Source organism: Sandarakinorhabdus sp. (assembly GCF_031422795.1).
In the GTDB taxonomy this organism is placed as follows: Bacteria; Pseudomonadota; Alphaproteobacteria; order Sphingomonadales; family Sphingomonadaceae; genus Sandarakinorhabdus.
Map to the genome: position 1 here is coordinate 1 of NZ_JANPML010000033.1, position 3037 is coordinate 3037.

Here is a 3037-nt window from a genome sequence, read left to right on the forward strand (position 1 = left end):
GATCCGGCCAGCCCGCAAACCGCGCCGATCCCGCTGCTCGGCAAGGATGGCCGCTATGCGATTCGGAAAAATGCCGAGATGGCCCGGCAGTTCGGCCTGCGCTGGATGGTGAGCACCGATCATGGCGGGCCGAACCACAGCAAGCTGAATTACAGCCAGGCGTGGCCGGCGGTGAACCAGGCCCGCGCCGCCGTGCCGGGCCTGCTGATTTTTTATGGCATGGAATTCGATACTCCGGCCGGCGATCACAGCAGCCTGATCATCCCCTTCACCGGCAGCGAGCGCGAACAACTGCGCGCCATCGAATCGGGCTTTTCCAAGCGTGAGCCGTGGCCGCAGGACAAGAGCTGGGATACCGAAAACCGCATGATCGACGCGCTGAAACTGATGCGCGATCAAAAGGCGCCGCCGGTGCTGATCGCCAATCACCCCAGCCGTTCCGCCACGGCGTCGTTCACGTGGGGCCTGTATACCCCATCCGAATTCCGCAACTGGAACGATACCGCGCCGCGCGTTGCCATCGGCATGGAAGGCGCGCCGGGGCACCAGGCCGGGGCGTTGAAACCGGATGGCAGCCCCGATCCCACCGGCAATCGCGGCGGCTATGGCCGCGCGCCCACGCTGGGCGGTTTCGATCAGATGACAGCGACGCTGGGCGGTTTGTGGGATTCGCTGCTGGCCGAAGGCCGGGGCTGGTTCATCACCGCAACATCCGACAGCCACGCCAACTGGCGCGACGGCGGCAATGATTTCTGGCCGGGCGAATATGCCAAAACCTATGTGCAGGCGCGGGCAACCCACGCCGACATCATCGACGGCCTGCGATCGGGCCGGATTTTCGTCACCACCGGCGATCTGGTGTCCGAAGTGGATGTGACCGTGGCCAGCGGCCGCCAGCGCGCTGGCATTGGCGGCACGCTGAATGCACGCAAGGGCCAGATGCTGGACGTGACCATCCGCCTGCGCGACCCGGCCGCTGCCAATGCCGGCGGCCGCACGCCCGCCCTGGCGCGGGTTGATCTGATCATCGGCGGCATCACCGGCGCGGTGAGCGACCGCAGCACCGCCACCACCGCCGCCACGTCGGTTGCCCGCCGCTTCACTGCCGCCGATTGGCGCCGTGACGGCGAAGTGCTGACCATGACTCACCGCATCCCGGCGCTGACCGGGCCGATCTATCTGCGCGTGCGCGGCACCAGCACCGCCGAACTGGAACCCGCTGCCGATCCCAAGGGCGAAAACCCGTGGGATGATCTGTGGTTCTATGCCAATCCGCTGTTTGTCTCCGTCAAATGAGCCACAGCATCATGCGCCTGCCCTTTGCCTTGCTATTGTTGCTGTGCGCCTGCGCGCCGCCGGCCGTGGTGCCCACGGTCAAGACCGCCAGTGTGACCGCCGATGCCGAAACCGCGCCCGTGGCCACCGGCGATGACGCCGCCGATGATCCGGCGATCTGGCGCAACGCGGCCATTCCCGCCGCCAGCCTGATCGTCGCCACCGATAAAAAGCGCGGCCTGCATGTTTACGGCCTTGATGGCGTTGAACGGCATTTCGTGACCGCCGGACGGGTCAACAATGTCGATCTCGTCGAAACGTCGGCGGGCGTGATCGTTGCCGCCAGTGATCGCAGTGACGAAGCCAACGCCCACATCGCCTTGTTCCGTCTCGATACGGACAGCGCGCGGCTGCAGCCGCTGGGCCGGGTGCCAGCCGGCGCGGGCGAAGCCTATGGCCTGTGCATGTGGGCAACGCCCGAAGTGCCTGGTGGCGGCGCTCTTACGGCCTTCATCGTCATCAAGGATGGCACCATCCGCCAGATCGAAATCGATCCCGCCCGCGCCGTCGGCCGCATCGTGCGCACCCTCAAGCTGGCGTCGCAATCCGAAGGCTGCGTGGTCGATCCGCGCACTGCCCGACTGTATGTGGCGGAAGAAGACGTGGGCATCTGGCGTTTCGATGCGCGGCCCGGCGCATCTGCCCGCCCGGTCAAACTGGCCGGCGTGGATAGAAGCCGCCTGGTTGCCGATGTCGAAGGCCTGGCGATTGCCAGCATTGGGGCCGGCAATGGCGGCTGGCTGGTGGCATCCAGCCAGGGTGACAACGCCTACACGCTCTACCGCCTGTCGGATGAACGCTATGCTGGCCGCTTCCGCATCGCCGCCGGCCGTTTCGGCGCCACCCAGGAAACCGACGGCATCGCCGTGCTGACCGGCAATTTCGGCCCGGCCTTCCCGCACGGCCTGATGGTGGCGCAGGACGGCGAAAATGCGCCGACGCAGAATTTCAAGCTGCTGCATTGGGGCAAAGTGCAGGCCGCGCTCGCGCTGCGCTGATCTTCAAAAAACTGTCACGCGCCGTTCAACCTGCAGCAAGCCTGTCACCAGCATTTTCGTAGATGGGGGTGTTGATCCAAAGCTGGAGACAGACAATGGCAACACTATTTGGAACTGCAGGCATTGACCTGATCAACGGAACCGAAGGGGATGATTTCCTTTACGGTTACGCACCTGGCCAGAAAGCCGCGGACGTCGGCGCCGACCGGATTTTCGGCGGCAAGGGCAAGGACTTCATCGATGGCGCTGGCGGGAATGATTTTCTCGATGGCGGCGAAGATGAAGACACCATCTACGGCGGTAACGGCGCCGATCGCCTGTTCGGCGGCAAGGACAAGGACACGCTGCTCGGCGGCGCCGGCAACGATCTGCTCGATGGCGGCGAAGGCGACGACGTGATGGACGGCGGTGCCGGTGCCGATCGCCTGTTTGGCGGCAAGGACAACGACACGATCCTTGGCGCTGCCGGCAACGATCTGCTTGATGGCGGCGAAGGCAACGACATGCTGAACGGCGGTGCCGGCGTCGATACAATCGATGCTGGTGACGGCGACGATGTCGGCGAAGGCGGGATCGGTGCCGATACGCTGCGCGGCGGCCTGGGTGACGACACGCTGTATGGCGACGTTCTTGGCCGCATTTCGGGCACTGGCGATGCTGCTGATCGCCTGTTCGGCGGCGAAGGCAGCGACAGCCTGTTTGGC

General features: G+C 65.3%; 3 protein-coding genes. All 3 read left to right on the forward strand.

Annotated elements, in window-relative coordinates; genetic code table 11:
* A partial coding sequence (locus RMO81_RS01450) for a phosphoesterase (protein ID WP_310473947.1) occupies positions 1-1296 on the forward strand: 1296 nt, incomplete at its 5' end.
* On the forward strand, positions 1293-2333 hold the full coding sequence (locus RMO81_RS01455) for a phytase (protein WP_310473948.1): 1041 nt from the start codon (positions 1293-1295) through the stop codon (positions 2331-2333). The genes RMO81_RS01450 and RMO81_RS01455, both read left to right, overlap by 4 nt.
* Positions 2334-2428: 95 nt before the next feature.
* The coding region (locus RMO81_RS01460) for a calcium-binding protein (protein WP_310473949.1) at positions 2429-3037 on the forward strand (609 nt) is incomplete at its 3' end.